The sequence below is a fragment of the Altererythrobacter sp. B11 genome (assembly GCF_003569745.1).
GTDB lineage: Bacteria > Pseudomonadota > Alphaproteobacteria > Sphingomonadales > Sphingomonadaceae > Croceibacterium_C.
Genome location: NZ_AP018498.1, coordinates 3,711,605 through 3,730,613, shown reverse-complemented (window position 1 = coordinate 3,730,613; position 19,009 = coordinate 3,711,605). Strand labels below are relative to the sequence as shown.

Here is a 19,009-nt window from a genome sequence, read left to right as displayed (position 1 = left end):
ACATGGGCGCGGTTGCTCGAACCAGTCAATGATCTCCCGGCCGACCGACATGAACCCCACCGTCCAAGCCCGCATAGTCCAGGCCCTGTTGGGCAAGCCGGTGGTCGGCAACGCCTTCCGCGGCACGCTGGTCGAAGCGATCCTGAGCGAGGCGCTGGAGCCCGAATGGCGGTGGCGGACGGATAGCTGGGCGGCTTACGATTTCGAACATGCCGATGGTACGGGGCTGGAGGTCAAGCAGTCCTCCGCCTTGCAGGACTGGCACGAGCCGGGGCGGAAGCCCAATCCGGGGCGCTTCGATATTCGCCCCCGCACTGGCCGGTGGGAAGGCATGACGTGGATCGCGGAGCCGGGCAGGGTGGCGGCGATCTATGTGTTCGCCTGGCATCCGGTGGTCGATCCGGCGGTGGCGGATCATCGGGATGCGGCGCAATGGCAGTTCTTCCCCGTGCTGGCCTCCGCCTTGCCCGATCAGAAAACCATATCGCTTGAGCGGGTGCGCTCGCTTGCCTCGCCTGTCGGCATCGGCGGGATTGCAGAGGCTGTGCGCGGGCTTTTTGTCGGCCTGCGCTCGCCGGCCGGTGGCGACTGACCCGCGCTGGACCCCGGATCAAGTCCGGGGTGACGAGGGAGGGGGGCAGGCCTTCGCGCCGAGAGGGGGCTTCGAGCCGAGTGGGGGGCAGCCGTCGCGAGCGAGGGGGCAAGCCTTCACCCGAGCGAGCGGCCAGCGCCGCACTCCCACCTTCCCTACACCCCCGCCGCTGTGCTGCCATGCCGGGCATGAGCCAGCATCACACCCCCGCCGAATCGCGCTCCGCGCCCGTCGCCACGCCTGCCCCACCCGAGGCGCTGCCGCCGGACAACAGCCGCTGGACGGGGGAGAAGGCGAGCGCCTTCCTCCGTGCGCTGGCGCAGCATGGGAAGGTGGCGCGGGCGGCGCGGGGTGTGGGGATGAGCCGGCAGGCCGCCTATCGCCTGCGGGCGCGGGCGCCGAAATTCGCCGAGTTCTGGGACTGGGCGCTGGAAGAGGCGGCGAAGGCCCGCTCCGCCCGCCGCTCCGCGGCGCGCGAAGTCCATCCGCTGCTGCGGCGCGCGGGGTGACGGGAGGAGTGCGCAAGGTGACACAGGGCACGCCCGCGCATGACAGATGCGCCCGCCTCACGGTGACGGGTGGCGCGCGTATGGGTGACACTTCTTGCCGCAGGGTGACGGTTCGGCGCGCAAGGTCACGCATGGGCGCGCGCAGGGTTACGCAAAGGGGGTTTTTGCCCATGAACCCTGTGCCAGGCCGTTCCAGCCGGGCGGGGCGGGGCGGCTCCGCGACTGCCCCGATTTGCGCCATCTGCCGCAGGGCGGCCTTTCGCCGGGAACTGCCTGCCGGCGGGGCGGTTCGGGGTTGATGAGAACCCTCACCCTTGCTTCTGCCGCGGCGCTCGCGCTGCTTTCCGCCTGTTCATCCGGGGAGGAGGCGAACCCCGAGGCGGGGGCGAGCGCCACGGCGACGGACGCCGCCACGCCGCCAGGGGCCGCGTCTTCGCTGCCGGGCGCCTCGCCCACCGTCACAATGCTCACGCTGGATGGGCTGGGCGATCTCACCATCGGCGCTCCGGTGCCGGAAACCAGCAGCTTCGCCCAGCACGGGGCGCAGGCGCCCGGGAGCAGCTGCACCATCGCCACCTCGCCCGATTATCCCGGAGTAGAGGGAATGGTTGAGGTGGGCCAGCTGCGGCGCATCGCCGTGTCGCAGGGCTCCAGCGTGCAACTGATGGAAGGGATCGGCGCCGGCTCCACCGAGGAAGAGGTGCGCGCGGCCTTCCCCGGCTTCCGCGAGGAACCGCATAAATATGAGGAAGCGCCGGCCAAATATCTCACCCAGCCGGGCGAGGATCCGCGGCTGCGCTTCGAAATCGGCCGGGATGGCAAGGTCCGCAATATGTTCGTGGGGGTGATGCCGCAGCTCGCCTATGTCGAAAGCTGCGGGTGAGACGAACCGAGGAATCTTGCTAACCTGGGTTAAGTTCCTGCGGTTCAACGCAAAATGTGGCGATTGTGTGGAACGGGCGCGGGCGGCGCGGATTGGCGGAGGAGTGCCGATCCGATGGATGGGCCGATCCACCTGAGGAGGATGTCCGCATGAAGACCCGTTTCCTGTTTGCCGGCGTCGGCGCCCTCGCGCTCGCCGCCTGCGGTTCGAACAATGATGCCGATGATACGGCGATGACCGACCAGCCCACCGATGCCATGGCGACGAGTACCGATGCGATGGCCCCTGCCGCCGCGACCGCGCCGATGCCGCAGCAATTCGTCGATACCGCCGCCGCCAGCGACACCTATGAGGTGGAAGCCGCCAAGCTGGCGCAGGAGCACGGATCGAGCCAGAAGGTGAAGGATTTCGCCGCCCAGATGGTGAAGGATCACACGACCTCCACCGAAAACCTGCGCAAGGCGGCCGCCGAAGTGCAGGGCGTGACGGTGAACCCGCAGATGACCCCGATGCAGCAGCAGAATCTCGAGGAACTGCGCGGCGCGGGCGATGATTTCGATGCCACCTATGCCCGCCAGCAGGTGGCCGCACACCAGGCGGCGCTGGATGCCCTGAACGGTTACGCCCAGGGCGGCGATGCGCAGCCGCTGAAGGACTTTGCCGGCAAGACGGCCAAGGTGGTGGAGCACCATCTCGAAATGGCGCGCGAACTCACATGAGCCGGCAGGCGCAGTCTGGCGACTGGTTCGCCATCGGCATGCAGGGCTGGATGCTCTGGGCCGAAGCGGGAACGGTAATCTGGCTGCGCATGATGCGGCTTTCCGCCGGCGGTGCGCTGGCCGATCGGGAAGCGGCGCGGATGGTGGAGGAGAAGATCTCCGCCGGGGCTGACCTGGCGATGAAGCTCGCCACCACCGCCGCGCTGACGCCCGAAGTGGCCACGCGCACCGCGATCCGGCACTATCGCGCCAAGGTGGGCGCCAATCGCCGGCGGCTGACGCCCAAGGCGCGGTCCTAGGGAGTTAAGGTGGGGCGGGTGCGGTTCCCGCTTCCCTACGCGGCGCGAGGCGCCATATTGCGGGGATGACAGAGGATTCTCCCGCCGCCGCCCGCCTCCCCAGCCTCTATATCCCGCATGGCGGGGGGCCGTGCTTCTTCATGCCCGATCCGCAGGAAAATTGGGCGGGGATGGCGGCCTATCTCCGCGGCCTCGCCGCCAGCCTGCCGCGGCGGCCAAGGGCGATCCTGATCGTCTCGGGCCATTGGGAAGCGCCGGCATTCACCTTCACCGCGGCGGAGGGGCATCCGGGGCTGATTTACGATTACTACGGCTTCCCGCCGGAAACCTACCAGCTCGCCTGGCCCGCCCCCGGCGACCCGGCGCTGGCGGAGCGGGGGGCGGCGCTGCTGCGCGACGCGGGCCTCCCCGCCGGGCTCGATGCAGGGCGGGGCTTCGACCACGGTGTGTTCGTGCCGATGAAGGTGGCCTTCCCGGATTCGGACGTTCCCACCGTGCAGATGTCCCTCGCCCAGGGCCTGGACCCCGCCCTCCACCTCGCCGCCGGCCGCGCGCTGGCGCCCCTGCGGGACGAAGGCGTGCTGGTGATCGGATCGGGCATGAGCTTCCACAACATGCGCGGCTTCGGCAATCCGCAGGCGGAAGCCCCCTCCCGCGCTTTCGACGAATGGCTCGGCGCCGCGGCCACGGCGGGGGCGGAGGTGCGGGCCGACAGCCTGACGCGCTGGGCCGCTGCGCCCTTCGCCCGGCTCAGCCACCCGCGCGAGGAGCACCTGCTGCCGCTGATGGTCGCCGCCGGCGCCTCGGACGAAGCGGGCCAGCGCGATTACAACGAGCTGGTGCTGGGCACCGCGATCTCAGCCTTCCGCTTTGCCTGAACGGGCGATCCCGCAGCGCTTGAAGCGGGCGCGCGGCGGGGCCATGCTGCGGGGCATGAACCATCGCTTCGCCCTTGCCGCGCCCGCCCTTCTCGCCCTCGCCCTCGCACTCGCCGCCTGCAGCTCCGGCGGGGGCGCCGCCGGCGCGCCGGGGGACGCGGAGGATACGCAGCCCTTCTCCGGCATCGGGGCGGAGGAGGTGGTGCGCTTCACCGGCACCGAGCCATTCTGGGGCGGGGAAGTGGCCGGCCGCCGGCTGACCTATACCACGCCCGAAAAGCAGGACGGCGAGATGATCGAGGTCGATCGCTTCGCCGGCCGCAACGGCGTGTCCTTCACCGGGCGGCTGGCCGACCAGGACTTCGTGCTGGCCGTGACGCCGGGCGCCTGCAGCGACGGGATGAGCGACCGGACCTATCCCTTCGTCGTCACGCTGATGGTGCGGGGGGAGCAGCGAGAAGGCTGCGCCTGGACGGAGGCGCAGCCCTTCACCGGGCCCGATCAGTAAATTCCGGGCAGTTCCACCTGCACTGTGCGCGATGGCTGGCTCGGCACCAGCGGCACCTTGCCCTTGGGCGCGGCCGCCCTGGCGCCAGCGGAGATCGTGCCGCAGGCCCGGCCGGCGAGGAAATCGAGCGCCGCGCCAACCATGGCTTCCTGGGGATCGCCGAGCGGATGGAACAGGTCGTCCTCCGCGCTGCAGGTGACGGGCACCGTACTGGCGAGGCCGGTGTAATACTCACCCTGATGATCGGCATTCTCGATCTTCAGCGCGATCGCCCGCAGCCGGTCGTCACATTCCGGCCGGTCGAGCGCGATCTGGCCCACGGGCTTGCCATAGGTGTTGCCGCCCACCAGCGCCATGTTGGTGCGCAGATAGGGGACCATGCCGTTGATCACCAGTTCGCTGGCCGACGCAGTGCCGTGGGTGCCGATAAAGGCGATTCTCGTGGGGCTGATGCTTTCGGGCTGCAACTGGAAGGCGCGGCTTTCGTTGTTGGCGGATTTGGAATCGCGGAAGGTCACGTAATCGAAGATCTGCCCACTGCGGCCGCCGCCCATCAGATCGCCCACCAACTCCGCCACGGAGATCAGCCCGCCGCCGTTATAGCGCAGGTCGATGATCAGCTCCGTCACCCCCTGCGCCTTGAATTCTGCAAAGGCGGCGCGCAGGTCGGGCTCCGCCGTATCGATGAAGGTGCGCAGGTTGAGATAACCGACCTTCTTCGCGCCATCGAGGATGATGCGCGCGCCGAAGCGGTCGGAAACCGGGTCGATATTGTATTCACTGGCGCTGAGGGCGACTTCGCGCTCCACGCCGGAGGCATCGCGGACGCGGAACACGCGGGTCGTGCCCACGGTAGAGGGGCCGAGCGCATCGACGAGGCGATCTGTCCCGCCGGTCGCCAGCAAGCTGCTGACCGTCTGCATAGTGCCGCTGCTGGTGCCGATGGAGAGGATCTGCGTGCCACGGTCGATATTGGCGGCCAGCGCGGGCGCCCCTTCGTAGCTGTCGATGACGTAGAGCGCGTTGCCCACCAGGCTCAGCTGGAAGCCGAAGCCGGCGTTGGCGCCTTCCTCGTAATAGGCGTTCTCCTCCTCGATGGAGGTGACATAGGTGAAATAGCGGTCCCGGCTCTGCGCTCGGGCCGGTGCGACCAGGGCATCGATATAGGATTGCAGGTCGGGATAGGCCGATTTGACAATGTTCTTGTCCAGCAGGCTGGGGAAAAGATACCATTCGTCGAGCGCACGCAACGCCCAATCCTGCCGCGCGCCGAGCGAACAGGCCGCGGCGCTGGGGCTGGGGCTGGGCGTGGGGGTGGGGCTTCCGCCGGCCGAGGGCGCGGCGCTGGAACCGCCCCCGCCGCCGCATGCGGCGAGCAGCGCCGCGCCGCATGCGGACAGGGCGAACTTATTGTAACGCATGGAAAAAAGCAGGCCCACCATGATGTTCGGTTCCCCCCAGCCGGTGCTGACATTGCCTATCCCGCGCAGCCGATACGGGCAAGTACGTATGGCGGGTCAGGAATGCGGGAACCGTCGCCCGCTTTGGTGCGATTTCTCTGGAAACCGTCGACAGTTCGCGGCGGAGCCACCCCTTGCCAAGAAGGTGGCGAAGCGGCACAGCGCCGCATTCTTACGGATGCAGTGCATGAGAGGATTGATGGCCGAACCCGTTCCCGCATGGCTCGCTGAGGCTCTGCCCCAGGCAGGGCCGGAACATGGACGGTTGACGGTGGCGCGCCTCGGCGGCCCCGATCTGGTGGGCCGGAGTGGGTTCACCCTGCGCTCGGCCGCGTTCTCGGATGGCGATGCGCTCGACCCCTCCTTCACGGCGGGGGAGGAAGACGCCGTGGCCCCGCCGCTGGAATGGACCGCGCCGCCCGCCGGGGCGATGGAACTCGTGCTGGTGGTCGAAGATCCGCACGCGCCGGGGGCAGAGCCGTTCTGCCACTGGCTGGTATGGGGTCTCGCCGCGCAGAAGGGGCAGCTGCTGGAAGGCGAAGTGCCGCCGCGCGTGGGCAAGAACGCCTTCGGCAATTCCGAATGGCTGCTGCCCGATCCGCCGCAGGGCAGCGACCCGCATGATTACGTGTTTCAGCTCTTCGCGCTGGACCTGCCGCTGGTGCAGATGCCAGGCGCCACGCGCGAGGAACTGGTTGCGGCGATGAAGGACCATGTGGTGGGCGTGGCCCTGCTGACCGGCACCTTCGCCCGCAGCGACGAGGATTTTGAGGATTGGGACGAGGGTGACGAAGGCTGAGGCCACACCCGAAGACCATGTGTGTAGTGAAAGGAAGTAGTGATGGCGGCCAAGAACAATGCGCTCAGCAAGCCGGTCACCCTGTCGGGCGATCTGGAAGCAGTGATCGGCAAGGGCCCGATGACTCGCGCTGAGGTAACTTCGAAGGTGTGGGAATACATCAAGGCGAACAATTTGCAGGACAGCAAGGACAAACGCCAGATCAATCCCGACGAGAAGCTGGGCGCGGTGATCGGCAAGGACCAGATCTCGATGTTCAAGATGACCGCTGCGGTCTCCAAGCATCTGAGCTGATCCGGCCCGTCTCTCCGCCGGCCTCTGCTGGCGGCGACAGTGGACCCATGAAAGGGCGGCGTGGCTTCGGGCATGCCGCCCTTTTCTTTTCGGATATGCGATGAATTCACCCTTGCGAGGGTTTTGACTTGTCGCAATGCGCCGGCGCGTGGCATCATCCATTCCACGAAACGCGCGGGGCCACCGCGCTCCACGGAGAGGAACGGACCCGGATATGGCTACCATCGTCGGCGGGATCGCCACATCGCACACCCCCACCATCGCTTTCGCCAAGGATGCGAAGAAGTTCGACGATCCGGTGTGGAAGCCGATCTTCGAAGGCTATGAACCGGTGCAGCAGTGGATGCGGGACAAGAAGCCCGATGTCCTGCTGTATATCTACAACGATCACATGACGGCTTTCTTCGACCACTACAGCCATTTCGCGCTGGGCGTGGGGGAAAGCTATGGCCCTGCGGATGAAGGCGGCGGCCCGCGCGATCTGCCGCGCATCATGGGCGATCCGAAGCTGGCGCAGCATGTGGCCAAGGCCATGGTCGCCGACGAGTTCGATCTCAGCTATTTCCAGGGCAAGAACCTGGACCACGGCGCCTTCTCCCCGCTGTCCGTAATCCTCGATCACGATGCGGATGGCTGGGCAGCGCGGTTCCTGCCGATCGCTTGCGGCGTGCTCACCGTGCCGCTGCCCTCTGCGCGGCGGTTCTGGAAATTCGGCAAGTCGCTGCGCCGCGCGATCCAGTCCTATCCGGAAGACATCAAGGTCGCCATCGTGGGCACGGGCGGCCTCAGCCATCAGGTGCATGGCGAACGCAACGGCTTCAACAACACCGAATGGGACATGGAATTCATGGACCGGCTGGAGAAGCATCCCGAAGGCCTGCTGGATTATCCGGTGGCCAAGCTTGCCGAACTGGGCGGCTGGGAAGGCGCCGAAGTGGTGATGTGGATGATGATGCGCGGCGCCCTGTCCGAAGAGGTGGAGTGCACCCACAAGGCCTATTTCCTGCCATCCATGACGCCGATCGCCACGATGATCCTGGAAGAAAAGCCTGAGGCGGAGCCGCGCGAGAGCGACGAGGCGCTGCGCGAGCGGATGGAGTGGGACTGGGAAGGCGCCGCGGCGCTGGAGGGTACCTATCCCTTCACCATCGAGCGTTCGGTCAAGGGCTTCCGCATCAATCACTTCCTGCATTCGCTGATCGATCCGAAGATCCGCAAGGCATTCAAGGAAGACGAAGAGGCATGCCTCGCCGCGGCCGACCTGACGGATGAGGAGCGCGACCTGATCCGCCGGCGCGACTGGATCGGCATGATCCATTACGGCGTGATCTTCTTCATGCTGGAAAAGCTCGGCGCGGTGACGGGCGTCGGCAACATCCACATCTATGCCGCGATGAAGGGCATGAGCGTGGAGGACTTCCAGAAGACCCGCAATGCCGCCATCACCTATGGCGTGGGCGGGAAGGACGACAAGGACGACTGAGGCTACGCCCGGCGGCGGAAGGGCCAGTCCGTCGCGCCGCCGGTCCACAGCGCCAGCCAGATCAGCACCGGCTGCAGCGCCATGCGCGGCAGGTGATAGGCAAGGCCCCAGCCATGGTCGGTGCGGGCCATGTCCATGGCGAAGTGATTGATGTTCGCCGGCCAGACGCACAGCGCATAGGCGGCGAGGCCGATCCCGCCCGCCCTGCGCAGCCCCGGCCACCAGGGCTGCGCCAGCGCGGCGGCCCCGGCAAGCTCTGCCAGCCCGGTGAGTTGCACCACCAGTTCGGCCTGCGGCACGAAGCCGGGCATGATGCGCAGGAAGGGCGCGGGCGCGGCGAGGTGGAAGCAGCCGGCGACCGCATAGAAGGCGGCCAGCAGCAGGCGTAGAACGGTGCGGGTCAAGTGCCGGGCCGCCAGCCTTCGGCTGCCAGCTCGAAGCCTTCGAAGCGGAAAGCCGGGGCCACCACGCAGCTGGCGAGCGTATAACCTGCGCTGCCGGGAAGCGGCGCCGCAGCCTGCCATTCGGCGGGGGCGACCACATATTGCGGCAGGTCTCCGCCCAGCACATCGGGCCCCAGCCGGATCTCCCGCACGGGTCCGTCGGCATCGGCGGAGAGGGACAGCAGCAGCGGATCGCCGGTGTGCCACAACCAGATTTCCGCCGCATCCACCCGGTGCCAATGCGACCGCTGATGCGCTTCGAGCAGGAAGTGGATTGCGGTGGCATGGCCCCGCTCGCCCTCCGCGGCGGGGGCGCGCCAGGTTTCGCGATACCAGCCACCTTCCGGATGGGGGGAGAGGCGCAGCGCCTCGATCACTCGCTTGGCTTCGTTCATCGCCTCGCCCTCCCGTCTGCAAACCGGCCGGTGCCGGAATTGTTGCGCGCAGTATGTCGTTGCTGGTGTAGCATAGCCATATGACGATCCGCACGGGAATCGGTGGCTGGACTTACGACGGGTGGCGCAATGGCGCTTTCTATCCCGCCGACCTGCCGCATCGGCGAGAGCTGGAATATGCCTCCCGCCATGTCGCCGCGATCGAGATCAACGCCACCTTCTACCGCCTGCAGAAGCCGGAGAGCTTCCGCAAATGGCATGACGAGACACCGGAGGGCTTCGTCTTCGCGCTGAAGGGTTCGCGCTATGTCAGCAACCGCAAGGTGCTGGCGGAGGCGGGGGAAGGGGTGGCGCATTTCCTCGACCAGGGGCTGGTGGAACTGGGCGGAAAGCTCGGCCCCATCTGCTGGCAACTGGCCACCACCAAGCGCTTCGATCCGGACGACATGGCCGCCTTCCTCGATCTGCTGCCGGGGAGCCATGAAGGCCTGCCGCTGCGCCACGCGATCGAAGTGGGGCATGAGAGCTTCGCCTGCGCCGAATTCGTGCAGATGGCGCGCAAGGCGGGGGTGGCGATCGTCTGGTCCGAACACCCTGAGCGTGTGCCGGTGGGCGACCGCACGGCGGACTTCGCCTATCTGCGGATGCAGGGCATGCACAGCGACTGTCCCACCGGCTATCCGGCCGACGAACTCGATCGCATCCGCCGCATCTGTGAAAGCTGGGCCGGCGGTCATGCGCCGCAGGGCTTGCCATATCGTGCCGAACGCGCCGATAGTCGCGGCGGGCAGGGCGATGTGTTCGCCTTCATGATCAACGGCGCGAAGGAGCGCGCACCGGCTGCCGCCATGGCGCTGGCCGGCCTGCTGGGGGACTGACCACATAATGCGACATCACGCCATCGGCCTCGCCGCACTGCTCCTTGCTGCCCCGCTGGCGGCGCAAAGCCCGGAGCAGGTGGCCGAGGCCGCGCTGAAGGCCGCACCGGTGTGGGATGGGCACAATGACGTGCCCGAGCAATTGCGTGATCGCTACAAGGATGTGATCGCCGATTTCGACTTCCGCGATACGAGCCGCGCCCCGTCTAATGGCTGGAGCAAAGGCGGCATGCACACCGATCTTCCGCGCCTGCGCCGCGGCCGGGTGGGTGCGCAGTTTTGGTCCGTCTATGTCAGCGCCGACCTTCCGGGGCCGGAAGCGGTGGTGGCCACGCTGCAGCAGATCGATGTGACGAAGCGGCTGATTGCGCGCTATCCCGGTGATCTCGCGCTCGCCCTCACGGCAGAGGATGTGGAACGGGCGATGAAGCAGGGCCGGATCGCCTCGCTCATGGGCATGGAGGGCGGCAGCTCGATCGACGGTAGTCTCGCCGTGCTGCGCCAGATGTATGACCTGGGCGCCCGTTATATGACGCTGACCCATTCGAAGACGCTGCCCTGGGCCGATAGCGCCACCGACGCCCCACAGCACGATGGCCTCACCGATTTCGGGGTGAAGGTCGTGCGCGAGATGCAGCGGATCGGAATGCTGGTCGATCTCAGCCACACCAGCGAAGCCACCATGATGGATGCACTGGATGCGGCGCGCGCGCCGGTGATCTTCAGCCACAGCGGGGCCCGCGCGGTGAATGGCCACGCCCGCAACGTGCCCGATGCGGTGCTCGCCCGGCTGAAGGAGAATGGCGGCATCGTGATGGTGGTGGGGCTGCCCGGCTATCTGAGCGAGGATCTGCGCCAGTTCCAGGCCCGCCGGCAGGCGGAACAGGCGCGCCTCGCCGCGCTGTGGCAGGGGCAGCCGCAGGCGGTGGAGGCAGCGATGAAGACGTGGGATGCCGCGAATCCGGCACCCAAGGCCGCCGTCTCCGACATGGCCGACCACATCGACCATATCCGCGAAGTCGCGGGGATCGATTACATCGGCCTTGGCGGTGATTATGACGGGATGGACAGCGGGCCGGTGGGGATGGAGGATGTCTCGGGCTATCCGGCGCTGTTCACGGAGCTCGCGCGGCGCGGATACAGCCGGCAGGATCTGGAAAAGATCAGCAGCCGCAACATGATGCGCGTGCTGCGTGCGGCCGAAGCCTACGCCGCGGCGCACCGGGCGGACCCGCCGATAGAGACGCCCGTGGAGGGATAATCGCCGGCGCTCAGGCTGAGGGCGCGGCTTGCTCGCGTCCGATGATGGCGGTCGTCGCGCCGTCTCGCTGGCTATAATAAAAGGAGTCGAGCGCCTCGCGATAGGGCCCTTCCCCCTCCGCAGCCGCGTCGAACAGCGTCATCGAGCTGTGGAATTTCAGTGCATCAACGTGGCCCAGTATGGCTTCCGGGCTCCGCTCTGCCGACCACGCGAGCATGGCGCGGGTCGCTTCTTCCAGGCGGGGGCCGAGCAGCGGATGCGCAAGGTAGCAGCGCGCTTCGGCCAGATCGGCAATCGCATAGAATTGCGCGGTGCTGCTTCGCCCCAGGCCGATGATCTGGGGGAAGATGAACCACATCCAGTGGCTGCGCTTGGCGCCGGCGCGCAGTTCCTCCAGCGCGCGGGGGTAAATACCCGCCTGGGCCTGAACAAAGCGCGTCAATCCGCCACAGACGCCCATGATCGCACCTGCTTCAGCCTATAGATGTACTGCGAGCCGAACGTCCGCCAGCGATACGCGGCCTCAATCGCTAGTATCGTTGGGGATCGTCTGCAGCGGCGTATCGGAGGTCGCGCCCGGCTGCGGGGCGTCCATCTCGTCCATGCCTTCCGTAATGACCGTGCCGCCATCGCTATTGACCGCGCCAGACGTCTGCGCGGTGGGCGTAACCGCCGCTTCATCCGGACCTTCGTGAGTCGCTGCACCGATGATCCATACCGCCGACAAGGCGACGATCACGGCGAGGAGGCTGATACCCAGAATCCAGCGCACGACATGCGGGGTCGAGCCCGCGCGCACCTCGTCCGTTTCGGTATGAACTCCGGGGGTTCTGCCTTCCATTGCCTTCTCCGCTCCAATTCGGTGATTACGCCCATCCTACTGCCGAGGACGCGGAATGTTCCGCGGAGCGGGCTGGTGCACGCGCGGCGCTGGCTTCCCGCCTGCGCGGGAATGACGGGGAGAGGAGATGAACTTTCCCCTTCCCCCGCTGGTCCTGAGCCTGTCGACGGACGCGCGCCCGCGCGGTCCAGTCCGTCCGCTCTACCGCCTGCCCTTTAGTCCCGCAGCAGCTCGTTGATGCCGGTCTTGGCGCGGGTCTGCGCGTCCACCGTCTTCACGATCACGGCGCAATAGAGCGAGGGGCCTTGCGTGCCATCGGGCAGAGGCTTGCCGGGCAGGGCGCCGGGAACGACGACCGAATAGGGCGGCACATGCCCGCGATGCACCTCGCCCGTGGCGCGGTCCACGATCTTGGTGGAGGCGCCGAGATAGACGCCCATGGAAAGCACTGCGCCTTCGCCCACACGTACGCCTTCGGCCACTTCGCTGCGCGCGCCGATGAAGGCGCCATCCTCGATCACCACCGGGCCGGCCTGCAGCGGCTCCAGCACGCCGCCGATGCCGGCGCCGCCGGAAATGTGCACATTCTTGCCGATCTGCGCGCAGGAGCCGACCGTCGCCCAAGTGTCCACCATGGTGCCTTCATCCACGAACGCGCCGATGTTCACGAAGCTGGGCATCAGCACCACGCCCTTGCCGATGAAGCTGCCATGGCGTGCCACCGCGCCGGGCACCACGCGGAAGCCTGCGGTCCGGAAACGATTGTCTCCCCAGCCGGCAAACTTGCTCGGCACCTTGTCGAATGCGGGCGCGCCGGCGGCGCCGCCGTCCACCACCACATTGTCGTTCAGGCGGAAAGACAGGAGCACGGCCTGCTTCAGCCACTGATTGACCTTCCATCCGCCCATGCCATCGGGTTCAGCCACGCGTGCCTTGCCGGAATCGAGCAGTTCCAGCGCCGCTTCCACATCGCGGCGGACCTCGCCGCTGGCGGGGGTGACTTCGGCGCGGTTTTCCCAGGCGGCGGCGATGGCGGCTTCGAGCTGTGCGGTCATGCGGATACTTTCGTGCTGCTGCAAAGGATATGCCCGCGCCGCTAAACCGGCGGAGGGGGCAGGGCAAGGCGCGAAGCGGACCACGCCGCCCGCGCCCGTGGGGTCAGCGCATCAGCTGGCGGGCGAAATCGATCAGCCCGACCTGGCGCAGCCGCCGCAGCCGTTCCGCCTCCAGGATCATCTTCACCTTGCGGAAGCAGGTTTCGATGTCGTCGTTGATGACCACATAGTCATAGGCGTCCCAATGGCTGATTTCCGACTTGGCGCGGGCCATGCGGCTTTCGATCACCTCGTCGCTGTCGGTCGCGCGGGACCGCAGGCGCTGCTCCAGCGCCTCGATGCTGGGCGGGAGCAGGAACACGCGCACCACGTCGCCCTGCGCGCGCTGATAAAGCTGCTGCGTGCCCTGCCAGTCGATATCGAAGATGTAATCCTGCCCCACCTTCAGCCCGGCGCGGATTTCCGCGCGCGGCGTGCCGTACCAGTGGCCGAACACCTCAGCATATTCGAGGAAGGCATCCTCCTCCACCATCCGCTCGAAGCCGGGCCGATCGGTGAAAACGTAATCGACGCCGTCCACCTCCCCCGGCCGCATGGGGCGCGTGGTAACCGAAACCGACATGCGCAGTGCAGCGCCTTCCTCTTTCAGCAGGCGGTGGGCGATGGTGGTCTTGCCCGCGCCGGAGGGCGAAGAGAGGATGAACATCAGCCCGCGGCGGGCGAGCGTGCCGGATTCGATGATGGTGTCTGCCATGCGCGCTGTTGGCGCATGGCAGGGGCTAAAATCAACCCATGCCGTGCCGAGAAGCCAATGGCGGTGCGATCAGTCCTCTCGCCCCTTGAGCGCCTGTTTGGCCAGTTGCCGCCGGCCGTCGCGCTCCGCATTCCGGCGGTTGCGCCCGCGGTCGAATGCCACCTTGGCCAGCATGGCGCCGCCGACCAGCAACATGCCTGCTTTCGATTTCGTCGCCTCGCGCGCGACCACGGCCGTAGCGAGGGAGCGCATGCGCGGCTTGCCGTCCACAATCTCGCGCGCCGTTTCCGGATCATAGCGGGCACGCAGCAGCGCACGCTCCACGCTGCGACGGAACACGATCATGGCGCTGCGCATCGCCACATCGGCGATCAGAATGTTGGTGGCCGGATTGGGGCTGGGACCCTGGACCTTCTGGATGCCCTTGCTGATGCCGCTACGCGCCTTGCCCAGCGCCCGGCTCACCGGCCGCTTGCGATCCTGCGGTGCCGGTTCGGGCAAAATCGGGCGTTTACTCATCCGGCAGGCCTCCGCTGTCCGCCGGGCAGCGGTGCTGCGGCGGCGGGAGATTACTTCTTGCGGCCGAAATCGACCGTGACGACATTGGAACCGTCTTCCCCGGAAGCAACGGGCTTCTCTCCACCCTGTTCCGCAGCACCCGCGCCTGAGCCGTCGTTCTCCGCCGCGTCATGCGCGGTGGGTTCCACATCGGGCACGGCCGCCTGGAACTGCAACCCGAAATCCACCGCCGGATCGACAAAGGCGGTGATTGCCGAGAAAGGGATCTCCAGCTTGGCGGGCAGCTGATTGAAGCTGAGCCCCACGGTGAAGCCGCGGTCGGTGACTTTCAGATCCCAGAACTTGTTCTGCAACACGATCGTCATCTCGTCCGGAAAGCGCTCACGCAGATTCTTGGGGATGTTGACCCCTGGCGCGCCCGTCTTGAAGGTGACGTAGAAATGGTGGTTGCCGGGCAGAACGCCGCCGGCATCCTGGACCGAACCGAGCACACGGCCGACGACAGCGCGCAGGGCCTCCTGCACGATTTCGTCATAAGGGATCAGGCTGTCAGGCGTATCGTCGCTCATATGCGGCGATAGGTGAAGATGCGCGCGCGCCCGGTCAAGCAGGAATGCTTGCGAAACATGCCTCCGGGCGTATAGCGCGTGCCCCATGCGTACCGGCCGGATAGCTCGAAAGACCGCGGAAACCGACATCCTCGTCGAGGTCGATCTCGATGGCACAGGCGCCTATAGCGTCAGCACGGGGATCGGCTTCCTCGATCACATGATCGAGCAGTTCTCGCGCCACTCGCTGATCGACGTCACGCTGAAGGTGGATGGCGATCTGCATGTGGACCAGCATCACACCGCGGAAGACAGTGCTATTGCGCTGGGGCAGGCCATCTCGGAGGCGCTCGGCAGCAAGGCCGGCATCGGCCGTTATGGCCAGGCCTATTCGCCGATGGACGAAACGCTGGCCCGCGTGGCGCTGGACATTTCGGGTCGGCCGTTCCTGGTATGGAAGGCACGCTTCACCCAGGAAAAGCTGGGCGAACTCGATACGGAACTGGTGGAACACTGGTTCCATTCGATCGCGCAGGCTGCCGGGATCACGCTGCATATCGAACTGCTCTATGGGCAGAACAACCATCATGTGTGCGAGGCGATCTTCAAGGGCTTCGCCCGTGCCATGCGCAGCGCGGTGGAACTCGATCCGCGCAAGGGTGAGGCGGTGCCGAGCACCAAGGGGCAATTGGGTGGCTGAGGCGCCGCGCCATGTCTGAAGCCATCGCTCTCATCGATTATGGTGCGGGAAACCTCCATTCGGTGCTGAATGCGCTGCAGGCCGCCGGCGCCAGGCAGGTGACGGTGACGGCCGATCCCGAACTGGTGCGCGGCGCGCGGCGGATCGTGCTGCCGGGTGTCGGCTCCTTCCGGGCCTGTGCGCAGGGATTGAAGGGCATTCCCGGCTTGGTGGAGGCGCTGGAGGAGCGGGTGCTGCAGCACGGCGTGCCGTTCCTCGGCATCTGCGTGGGAATGCAATTGCTCGCCACGCGCGGGCTGGAGCATGGCAGCACGCCGGGGCTCGGCTGGATCGCGGGCGAGGTTCACCGGATCGAGCGTACCGATCCGGCGATCAAGGTGCCGCATATGGGCTGGAACGACGTAGAGCCCACCGCGCATCCCGACGGCGCCGGTCTGATCGAAGGGGGCGAGGCCTATTTCCTCCACTCCTATGTCTTCCAGCCTGAAAACGGCCACGACATTGCCGCGATGACGGATCACGGCGGCGGGCTCGTTGCCGCGGTGGCGCGGGACAATATCATGGGCGTCCAGTTCCATCCTGAAAAGAGCCAGCGCTACGGGCTGGCCTTCCTCAGCCGCTTCCTCGAATGGGATCCCGCATGATCGTCTTCCCCGCCATTGACCTTAAGGGTGGCCAGGTGGTGCGGCTGGCCGAAGGCGATATGGATCGTGCCACGGTCTATGGCGATGATCCCGCCGCGCAGGCGCTGCTGTTTGCGGAAGCCGGGGCCCAGCACCTGCATGTCGTCGATCTCGATGGCGCCTTCGCGGGCGAAAGCCGCAATCGCGAGGCGGTGGAGCGCATTGTCGAGGCCTTTCCTGGCTATGTGCAACTCGGCGGGGGCATTCGCACGGCCGAGGCGGTGGAGGGCTGGTTCAACCTGGGCGTCGCGCGGGTGGTGATCGGCACGGCCGCGTTGAAGGATCCGCAATTCGTCAGGGACATGGCGCGCACCTGGGAGAACGGCATCGTCGTTGCCGTGGACGCGCGCGACGGGATGGTGGCGACGGAAGGCTGGGCCGAAGTGTCGGACGTATCGATCGTCGACATGGCCCGCCGCTTTGAAGATGCCGGCGTTGCCAGCCTGCTGTTCACCGACATCGGGCGCGACGGGCTGCTCAAGGGCTGCAATGTGCAGGCGACAGTGGATCTGGCGCGCGCCACGGAGCTGCCGGTGATCGCCAGCGGCGGCGTGAAGGGGCTCGACGATATCCGCATGCTCGCGCTCCATGCTGCCGACGGGATCGAGGGCGTGATTACCGGCCGCGCGCTCTATGACGGACGGCTTGATCTCGCGGCGGCGCTGCAGATCGCGGCGCGAGGCTGATGGCGGTGGCGCTCGTCTCGGCCGTTTTCGTCGCCCTGCTCGCGCTCGTGGTGGCGAGCGATCTTTACCAGCGGCAGGCGACGCTGGGCGCGGTGGTGGCCCGGCGCGATCGTGCGCCGCGCACCTACTGGCTGCTGATCGCGCTGTGGAGCGCCTGCCTGCTTGCCAGCCTCGCCATCATGCTGGACGGCCTGACGCAGGAGCGCGAGTGCGGGCCGGAGGCGGGCTGCCTCGGCATCGTGCTGGAGGTATTATGACCGTCCGCGTGCGCGTGATCCCCTGCCTCGACGTTGCCGATGGCCGCGTGGTCAAGGGCGTCAACTTCGTCGATCTCAAGGATGCCGGCGATCCCGTCGAACAGGCGCGAGCCTATGATGCTGCGGGCGCGGACGAGCTGTGCTTTCTCGACATTTCCGCCAGCCACGAAGGGCGCGGCACCCTGCTCGACATTGTCCAGCGCACGGCGGAGGTGTGCTTCATGCCGCTCACCGTCGGCGGCGGCGTGCGGACGGTGGAGGATGCGCGGGCGCTGCTGCTGGCTGGCGCGGACAAGGTGGCGGTCAACAGCGCGGCCGTTGCTCGGCCGGAAGTGGTGGCCGAAATCGCCGATCGTATGGGCAGCCAGTGCGTCGTCGCCTCGGTCGATGCCCGCCGCACGGGCGCGGGCAAATGGGAGATATTCACCCATGGCGGCCGGCGGCCCACGGGGCTGGACGCGCTGGAGCACGCGACCAAGCTGGCCGAGCTTGGTGCGGGCGAGCTGCTCGTTACCTCGATGGATGGTGACGGTACGCGGCAAGGCTATGATCTGGACCTCACCCGCGCGATTGCGGATGCAGTGCCGGTGCCGGTGATCGCCAGTGGCGGCGTGGGCACGCTGGACCATCTGGTGGAAGGCGTGACGCATGGCCATGCCAGCGCGGTCCTGGCCGCCTCGATCTTTCATTTCGGCACTCATTCCATAGCCGAGGCGCACGCCGCCTTGCGCGCCGCAGGGCTGCCGGCCCGGTCCTGAATGGCGCCCGCCTGACGGATCGCTGCCGCTTGACGGGCGCCGCCCGCTTGCCCATGCCGCGCGCATGGGAACGCCGAACGAAACGCTTGCACGATTGGAAGCCCGGATTGCGGAGCGGGCCTCCGCTTCGCCGCAGGAGAGCTATGTCGCGCAGCTCAATGCGCGCGGCCTGCCGGTGATTGCCCGCAAGCTGGGGGAAGAGGCGACGGAGACGCTGATCGCCGCCCTCACGGGGAGCGAGGCGGAACTGGTCGGGGAAGCGGCGGACCTGCTGTTCCACCTGATGGTCCTGCTCGGCGCCCGCGACGTGCCGCTGGCCGACGTGCTGGCAGAGCTCGACCGGCGCGAAGGCCTGTCCGGCCTGGAAGAAAAAGCTGCGAGGGAAGCCTGATGCCGATCGATCCCGCACTGCCGTATGACCGGGAGAATATCTTCGCCAAGATCCTGCGCGGGGAGATCCCGTGCAAGAAAGTGTATGAGGATGAGTGGGCGCTCGCCTTCCATGACATCGCACCGCAGGCCCCGGTGCACATTCTTGTGATCCCCAAGGGCGAATGGGTGAGCTGGGACGATTTTTCCGCCCGTGCAGCGGCGGAGGAGATCGCTGGCTTCGTGCGGGCCGTAGGCCATGTCGCGCGGGAGCAGGGGTTGGTGGAGCCGGGCTATCGTCTGCTCGCCAATGTCGGCGCACATGGCGGGCAGGAAGTGGCGCATCTGCATGTTCACCTGTTCGGCGGCCGGCCGCTGGGTCGGATGATCGCCGCCTAGCAACCGCCTGCCGCGATTGGCCCTTTTCCCCGAGTCGCG

The 19,009-nt window shown here is 67.1% G+C and carries 28 protein-coding genes; 19 read left to right on the top strand and 9 right to left on the bottom strand.

What is annotated here, in order from left to right; translation table 11 throughout:
- Nucleotides 1–28: 28 nt before the first annotated feature.
- The 7 genes from AEB_RS17510 to AEB_RS17480 all read left to right on the top strand — a co-directional run bounded on the left by AEB_RS17510 (nt 29) and on the right by AEB_RS17480 (nt 4,388).
- Nucleotides 29–592, top strand: a complete 564-nt coding sequence (locus AEB_RS17510; RefSeq protein ID WP_119084275.1) for a hypothetical protein — start codon at nt 29–31, stop codon at nt 590–592.
- A 188-nt stretch (nt 593–780) separates the two neighbouring features.
- Nucleotides 781–1,101 (top strand): hypothetical protein, encoded by a 321-nt coding sequence (locus AEB_RS17505; protein ID WP_145985329.1) that lies wholly within the window; start codon nt 781–783, stop codon nt 1,099–1,101.
- Between the two features lie 298 nt (nt 1,102–1,399).
- Nucleotides 1,400–1,984, top strand: coding sequence for a hypothetical protein (locus AEB_RS17500; protein WP_119084273.1), 585 nt, complete (start codon nt 1,400–1,402; stop codon nt 1,982–1,984).
- Between the two features lie 149 nt (nt 1,985–2,133).
- A complete protein-coding gene (locus tag AEB_RS17495; protein ID WP_119084272.1) occupies nt 2,134–2,703 on the top strand; it encodes a DUF4142 domain-containing protein in 570 nt (189 codons plus the stop codon).
- Nucleotides 2,700–3,002 carry a hypothetical protein gene (locus AEB_RS17490; protein ID WP_197714455.1) on the top strand — a complete coding sequence of 101 codons (303 nt, stop codon included), beginning with the start codon at nt 2,700–2,702 and terminating at the stop codon, nt 3,000–3,002. Before AEB_RS17495 ends, AEB_RS17490 begins: the two co-directional genes overlap by 4 nt.
- A gap of 65 nt (nt 3,003–3,067) precedes the next feature.
- The gene (locus AEB_RS17485) at nt 3,068–3,880 is read left to right on the top strand and encodes a DODA-type extradiol aromatic ring-opening family dioxygenase (protein ID WP_119084271.1); all 813 of its coding nucleotides are present in this window, start codon (nt 3,068–3,070) and stop codon (nt 3,878–3,880) included.
- A 19-nt stretch (nt 3,881–3,899) separates the two neighbouring features.
- The gene (locus AEB_RS17480) at nt 3,900–4,388 is read left to right on the top strand and encodes a COG3650 family protein (RefSeq protein ID WP_331851749.1); all 489 of its coding nucleotides are present in this window, start codon (nt 3,900–3,902) and stop codon (nt 4,386–4,388) included.
- On the opposite strand, the gene AEB_RS17475 is transcribed toward AEB_RS17480, so the two are convergent.
- A complete protein-coding gene (locus tag AEB_RS17475) occupies nt 4,382–5,830 on the bottom strand; it encodes a S41 family peptidase (protein ID WP_231958812.1) in 1,449 nt (482 codons plus the stop codon). The two genes, AEB_RS17480 and AEB_RS17475, sit on opposite strands and share 7 nt — an antisense overlap.
- Before the next feature lie 217 nt (nt 5,831–6,047).
- On the opposite strand from AEB_RS17475, the gene AEB_RS17470 reads away from it, so the two are divergent.
- The 3 genes from AEB_RS17470 to AEB_RS17460 all read left to right on the top strand — a co-directional run bounded on the left by AEB_RS17470 (nt 6,048) and on the right by AEB_RS17460 (nt 8,424).
- The gene (locus tag AEB_RS17470) at nt 6,048–6,647 is read left to right on the top strand and encodes a YbhB/YbcL family Raf kinase inhibitor-like protein (RefSeq protein ID WP_119084270.1); all 600 of its coding nucleotides are present in this window, start codon (nt 6,048–6,050) and stop codon (nt 6,645–6,647) included.
- 42 nt (nt 6,648–6,689) lie between these two features.
- Nucleotides 6,690–6,941: an SWIB/MDM2 domain-containing protein gene (locus AEB_RS17465; protein WP_119084269.1), complete on the top strand. Its 252-nt coding sequence runs from the start codon at nt 6,690–6,692 to the stop codon at nt 6,939–6,941.
- A gap of 214 nt (nt 6,942–7,155) precedes the next feature.
- Nucleotides 7,156–8,424 carry a gallate dioxygenase gene (locus AEB_RS17460; protein ID WP_119084268.1) on the top strand — a complete coding sequence of 423 codons (1,269 nt, stop codon included), beginning with the start codon at nt 7,156–7,158 and terminating at the stop codon, nt 8,422–8,424.
- Nucleotides 8,425–8,426: 2 nt separating this feature from the next.
- Here the strand turns inward: AEB_RS17460 and AEB_RS17455 are convergent, their stop codons facing one another.
- Both AEB_RS17455 and AEB_RS17450 read right to left on the bottom strand, forming a co-directional pair.
- Nucleotides 8,427–8,828, bottom strand: coding sequence for a DoxX family protein (locus AEB_RS17455; protein WP_172592937.1), 402 nt, complete (start codon nt 8,826–8,828; stop codon nt 8,427–8,429).
- Nucleotides 8,825–9,262: a cupin domain-containing protein gene (locus tag AEB_RS17450; protein ID WP_119084266.1), complete on the bottom strand. Its 438-nt coding sequence runs from the start codon at nt 9,260–9,262 to the stop codon at nt 8,825–8,827. Before AEB_RS17450 ends, AEB_RS17455 begins: the two co-directional genes overlap by 4 nt.
- A gap of 80 nt (nt 9,263–9,342) precedes the next feature.
- Here AEB_RS17450 and AEB_RS17445 point away from each other — a divergent pair, with 80 nt between their 5' ends.
- Both AEB_RS17445 and AEB_RS17440 read left to right on the top strand, forming a co-directional pair.
- Nucleotides 9,343–10,140, top strand: a complete 798-nt coding sequence (locus tag AEB_RS17445; RefSeq protein WP_119084265.1) for a DUF72 domain-containing protein — start codon at nt 9,343–9,345, stop codon at nt 10,138–10,140.
- 7 nt (nt 10,141–10,147) lie between these two features.
- On the top strand, nt 10,148–11,401 hold the full coding sequence (locus AEB_RS17440; RefSeq protein ID WP_119084264.1) for a dipeptidase: 1,254 nt from the start codon (nt 10,148–10,150) through the stop codon (nt 11,399–11,401).
- A gap of 10 nt (nt 11,402–11,411) precedes the next feature.
- Here AEB_RS17440 and AEB_RS17435 read toward each other — a convergent pair whose 3' ends face one another.
- The 6 genes from AEB_RS17435 to AEB_RS17410 form a co-directional block, all read right to left on the bottom strand.
- Nucleotides 11,412–11,843 carry a DUF1810 domain-containing protein gene (locus tag AEB_RS17435; protein WP_331851748.1) on the bottom strand — a complete coding sequence of 144 codons (432 nt, stop codon included), beginning with the start codon at nt 11,841–11,843 and terminating at the stop codon, nt 11,412–11,414.
- An 81-nt stretch (nt 11,844–11,924) separates the two neighbouring features.
- On the bottom strand, nt 11,925–12,242 hold the full coding sequence (locus AEB_RS17430) for a hypothetical protein (protein ID WP_119084262.1): 318 nt from the start codon (nt 12,240–12,242) through the stop codon (nt 11,925–11,927).
- A 215-nt stretch (nt 12,243–12,457) separates the two neighbouring features.
- Nucleotides 12,458–13,297, bottom strand: a complete 840-nt coding sequence (dapD, locus tag AEB_RS17425) for a 2,3,4,5-tetrahydropyridine-2,6-dicarboxylate N-succinyltransferase (protein WP_119084261.1) — start codon at nt 13,295–13,297, stop codon at nt 12,458–12,460.
- A gap of 103 nt (nt 13,298–13,400) precedes the next feature.
- Nucleotides 13,401–14,051 (bottom strand): guanylate kinase, encoded by a 651-nt coding sequence (gene gmk, locus AEB_RS17420; protein WP_119084260.1) that lies wholly within the window; start codon nt 14,049–14,051, stop codon nt 13,401–13,403.
- A gap of 69 nt (nt 14,052–14,120) precedes the next feature.
- Nucleotides 14,121–14,570, bottom strand: coding sequence for a hypothetical protein (locus AEB_RS17415; RefSeq protein WP_119084259.1), 450 nt, complete (start codon nt 14,568–14,570; stop codon nt 14,121–14,123).
- 50 nt (nt 14,571–14,620) lie between these two features.
- Nucleotides 14,621–15,139 (bottom strand): SspB family protein, encoded by a 519-nt coding sequence (locus AEB_RS17410; RefSeq protein WP_119084258.1) that lies wholly within the window; start codon nt 15,137–15,139, stop codon nt 14,621–14,623.
- Nucleotides 15,140–15,224: 85 nt separating this feature from the next.
- Here AEB_RS17410 and hisB point away from each other — a divergent pair, with 85 nt between their 5' ends.
- The 7 genes from hisB to AEB_RS17375 all read left to right on the top strand — a co-directional run bounded on the left by hisB (nt 15,225) and on the right by AEB_RS17375 (nt 18,970).
- A complete protein-coding gene (gene hisB, locus AEB_RS17405) occupies nt 15,225–15,818 on the top strand; it encodes an imidazoleglycerol-phosphate dehydratase HisB (RefSeq protein WP_119084257.1) in 594 nt (197 codons plus the stop codon).
- A gap of 11 nt (nt 15,819–15,829) precedes the next feature.
- Nucleotides 15,830–16,462, top strand: a complete 633-nt coding sequence (gene hisH, locus AEB_RS17400) for an imidazole glycerol phosphate synthase subunit HisH (RefSeq protein WP_119084256.1) — start codon at nt 15,830–15,832, stop codon at nt 16,460–16,462.
- A complete protein-coding gene (gene hisA, locus AEB_RS17395; RefSeq protein WP_119084743.1) occupies nt 16,459–17,187 on the top strand; it encodes a 1-(5-phosphoribosyl)-5-[(5-phosphoribosylamino)methylideneamino]imidazole-4-carboxamide isomerase in 729 nt (242 codons plus the stop codon). The genes hisH and hisA overlap by 4 nt, the downstream gene beginning before the upstream one ends.
- On the top strand, nt 17,187–17,444 hold the full coding sequence (locus AEB_RS17390; protein WP_119084255.1) for a hypothetical protein: 258 nt from the start codon (nt 17,187–17,189) through the stop codon (nt 17,442–17,444). The genes hisA and AEB_RS17390 overlap by 1 nt, the downstream gene beginning before the upstream one ends.
- Nucleotides 17,441–18,202: an imidazole glycerol phosphate synthase subunit HisF gene (gene hisF / locus AEB_RS17385; protein WP_119084254.1), complete on the top strand. Its 762-nt coding sequence runs from the start codon at nt 17,441–17,443 to the stop codon at nt 18,200–18,202. The genes AEB_RS17390 and hisF overlap by 4 nt, the downstream gene beginning before the upstream one ends.
- A gap of 64 nt (nt 18,203–18,266) precedes the next feature.
- Nucleotides 18,267–18,593: a phosphoribosyl-ATP diphosphatase gene (locus AEB_RS17380; RefSeq protein ID WP_119084253.1), complete on the top strand. Its 327-nt coding sequence runs from the start codon at nt 18,267–18,269 to the stop codon at nt 18,591–18,593.
- The gene (locus tag AEB_RS17375) at nt 18,593–18,970 is read left to right on the top strand and encodes a histidine triad nucleotide-binding protein (RefSeq protein WP_119084252.1); all 378 of its coding nucleotides are present in this window, start codon (nt 18,593–18,595) and stop codon (nt 18,968–18,970) included. Before AEB_RS17380 ends, AEB_RS17375 begins: the two co-directional genes overlap by 1 nt.
- The last annotated feature ends 39 nt before the right edge of the window (nt 18,971–19,009 follow it).

Coding starts and splice junctions, on each gene's coding strand:
- AEB_RS17510 (WP_119084275.1), top strand. CDS start 29: ATGATCTCCCGGCCGACCGACATGAACCCCACCGTCCAAGCCCGCATA.
- AEB_RS17505 (WP_145985329.1), top strand. CDS start 781: ATGAGCCAGCATCACACCCCCGCCGAATCGCGCTCCGCGCCCGTCGCC.
- AEB_RS17500 (WP_119084273.1), top strand. CDS start 1,400: ATGAGAACCCTCACCCTTGCTTCTGCCGCGGCGCTCGCGCTGCTTTCC.
- AEB_RS17495 (WP_119084272.1), top strand. CDS start 2,134: ATGAAGACCCGTTTCCTGTTTGCCGGCGTCGGCGCCCTCGCGCTCGCC.
- AEB_RS17490 (WP_197714455.1), top strand. CDS start 2,700: ATGAGCCGGCAGGCGCAGTCTGGCGACTGGTTCGCCATCGGCATGCAG.
- AEB_RS17485 (WP_119084271.1), top strand. CDS start 3,068: ATGACAGAGGATTCTCCCGCCGCCGCCCGCCTCCCCAGCCTCTATATC.
- AEB_RS17475 (WP_231958812.1), bottom strand. CDS start 5,830: ATGGTGGGCCTGCTTTTTTCCATGCGTTACAATAAGTTCGCCCTGTCC.
- AEB_RS17470 (WP_119084270.1), top strand. CDS start 6,048: ATGGCCGAACCCGTTCCCGCATGGCTCGCTGAGGCTCTGCCCCAGGCA.
- AEB_RS17465 (WP_119084269.1), top strand. CDS start 6,690: ATGGCGGCCAAGAACAATGCGCTCAGCAAGCCGGTCACCCTGTCGGGC.
- AEB_RS17460 (WP_119084268.1), top strand. CDS start 7,156: ATGGCTACCATCGTCGGCGGGATCGCCACATCGCACACCCCCACCATC.
- AEB_RS17450 (WP_119084266.1), bottom strand. CDS start 9,262: ATGAACGAAGCCAAGCGAGTGATCGAGGCGCTGCGCCTCTCCCCCCAT.
- AEB_RS17445 (WP_119084265.1), top strand. CDS start 9,343: ATGACGATCCGCACGGGAATCGGTGGCTGGACTTACGACGGGTGGCGC.
- AEB_RS17440 (WP_119084264.1), top strand. CDS start 10,148: ATGCGACATCACGCCATCGGCCTCGCCGCACTGCTCCTTGCTGCCCCG.
- AEB_RS17430 (WP_119084262.1), bottom strand. CDS start 12,242: ATGGAAGGCAGAACCCCCGGAGTTCATACCGAAACGGACGAGGTGCGC.
- dapD (WP_119084261.1), bottom strand. CDS start 13,297: ATGACCGCACAGCTCGAAGCCGCCATCGCCGCCGCCTGGGAAAACCGC.
- gmk (WP_119084260.1), bottom strand. CDS start 14,051: ATGGCAGACACCATCATCGAATCCGGCACGCTCGCCCGCCGCGGGCTG.
- AEB_RS17415 (WP_119084259.1), bottom strand. CDS start 14,570: ATGAGTAAACGCCCGATTTTGCCCGAACCGGCACCGCAGGATCGCAAG.
- AEB_RS17410 (WP_119084258.1), bottom strand. CDS start 15,139: ATGAGCGACGATACGCCTGACAGCCTGATCCCTTATGACGAAATCGTG.
- hisB (WP_119084257.1), top strand. CDS start 15,225: ATGCGTACCGGCCGGATAGCTCGAAAGACCGCGGAAACCGACATCCTC.
- hisH (WP_119084256.1), top strand. CDS start 15,830: ATGTCTGAAGCCATCGCTCTCATCGATTATGGTGCGGGAAACCTCCAT.
- hisA (WP_119084743.1), top strand. CDS start 16,459: ATGATCGTCTTCCCCGCCATTGACCTTAAGGGTGGCCAGGTGGTGCGG.
- AEB_RS17390 (WP_119084255.1), top strand. CDS start 17,187: ATGGCGGTGGCGCTCGTCTCGGCCGTTTTCGTCGCCCTGCTCGCGCTC.
- hisF (WP_119084254.1), top strand. CDS start 17,441: ATGACCGTCCGCGTGCGCGTGATCCCCTGCCTCGACGTTGCCGATGGC.
- AEB_RS17380 (WP_119084253.1), top strand. CDS start 18,267: ATGGGAACGCCGAACGAAACGCTTGCACGATTGGAAGCCCGGATTGCG.
- AEB_RS17375 (WP_119084252.1), top strand. CDS start 18,593: ATGCCGATCGATCCCGCACTGCCGTATGACCGGGAGAATATCTTCGCC.